3 protein-coding genes are annotated in these 1,544 nt (G+C 64.3%); 1 reads left to right on the top strand and 2 read right to left on the bottom strand.

All coding sequences use genetic code 11. From position 1 onward, the window contains the following. A partial coding sequence (locus RMO25_RS11105; protein WP_309662665.1) for a metallopeptidase TldD-related protein occupies positions 1 to 226 on the top strand: 226 nt, incomplete at its 5' end. A gap of 26 nt (positions 227 to 252) precedes the next feature. On the opposite strand, the gene RMO25_RS11100 is transcribed toward RMO25_RS11105, so the two are convergent. Continuing rightward, a complete protein-coding gene (locus RMO25_RS11100; RefSeq protein ID WP_309662664.1) occupies positions 253 to 1,089 on the bottom strand; it encodes a hypothetical protein in 837 nt (278 codons plus the stop codon). 98 nt (positions 1,090 to 1,187) lie between these two features. After that, a partial coding sequence (locus RMO25_RS11095) for a CoA-binding protein (RefSeq protein ID WP_309662663.1) occupies positions 1,188 to 1,544 on the bottom strand: 357 nt, incomplete at its 5' end.

Raw genomic sequence — 1,544 nt, 5'->3', positions numbered from 1 at the left:
GCTGATCGGACAGGGGGTCAACAGCGTGACCGGCGATTACAGCCGCGGCGCGGCGGGATTCATGGTGCGCGGCGGCGCGATCGCCGAGCCGGTTGCCGAGATCACGATCGCCTCTAACTTGATCGATATGTTCGCGACCCTGGAACCGGGCTCGGACCTCGAGTTTCGCCGGGGCGTGGACGCGCCGACCCTGCTGGTGCCGGAAATGACGGTCGGCGCGGCATAGCCTCGGGAGCGGCGGCCGCTCGACCCCTATTTTGCTTCGGTGCCCTTGGCGTCCAGCGCCCACAGCACGTGGGTGATGACTTTCCGGCCGTCGGAGAGCTGGTGCACGAATGTGTCCGGACGCCCCTTGCCGTCGCGACCGATCGCTTGGCCCCAATCGGCCATCGTATCGCCGACCCCTCGGTCGCCGCCCGGCTGAGCAGCCGGCTTGCCGACTTCGCGCACGCCGAAGTTCGTCGCGGCGGCGGACGCGGTGGCCGTATTCGTGCTGTCGAGGTGCGTGTACATTGTCACAAGCTGGGCAAAATCGTGTGCGTTCGGATGCTGGTTGCTGGCCGGATTGTTGGTGTAATCCATGCACGTTCCGAGATTGGGGTTGCTGAAGTCTGTGTCCTGGTGGTCCAGCCCGAAATCATGTCCGATTTCCTGGCATGTCACAAACTGCCGCCACGCCGGCGTGTTGTACTGGGCCAAGGTGAAATAGCTGTCGTTCAACTTGGTCGTACCCTGGGTGATATGGTCGCCGTTGGCCCAGATCGAAGCGATACCGAGCCAGCCGCGCTGACCGTAGGAGGCATTGCACACCTGGACCTGACCGGAGATCGGATCGCAGCGCTTGGCGCTCGCGCTCGAGAAAGCTGCCGACGGCGGGTTGAAGTCGAGCACGGTCGACACGGCCCAGTCGTCCATCGCCACCTGCAAATAAGGCTCCCAATTTGGAGTCAACGCTTCGTTGATCTTCAAGGTTAGGGGATTGGCAGTACGTCCCCAGTGGTAGCTACCCCAGCTGTGATTGGCCGATGCGGGCGTCAGCGCGCCCAGTGCGACGCACGCGGCAAGCGCGACTCGATTGACGATTTTCATGGCAGGTGCCCCAATACCCTCTTGGCGGCTCCCCATGCGCCGCCTTCTGAAGCGCTAGGCTCTGCCTCCGTGAAGTCGCTGTCAAGTGGCTGAAATGACTAGCCAGTAGCGGCCACGCCCGGCACCCGCAGCCGCAGGATCTCGATCTTGATGCAGTGGTTCATCACCACTTTGAGGCCGGCGGCTTCCGCTCGCCCCGCCGCCGCCTCGTCGATTACGCCCCACTGCAGCCAAACCGCTTTGGCGCTGACTGCGATCGCCTGATCGACCGCTTCGCCGGCGGCGTCCGGGCGGCGGAAGATGTCGACGATGTCGATCGGCTCGCCGATCTCGGCCAGTTCGCGCTTTACGAACTCGCCGTGGACCTGCTCGCCGGCGATCGTCGGGTTGACCGGCAGCACGCGATAACCGTGCGATTGGAGGAACCCCATGACGCCGAAGGATGGCCGGTCGGG

The organism is Sphingomonas sp. (genome assembly GCF_031361285.1).
In the GTDB taxonomy this organism is placed as follows: Bacteria; Pseudomonadota; Alphaproteobacteria; order Sphingomonadales; family Sphingomonadaceae; genus Sphingomicrobium.
The sequence above is the reverse complement of the archived record's forward strand: the minus strand, read 5'-3'. Positions and strand labels throughout refer to the sequence as shown.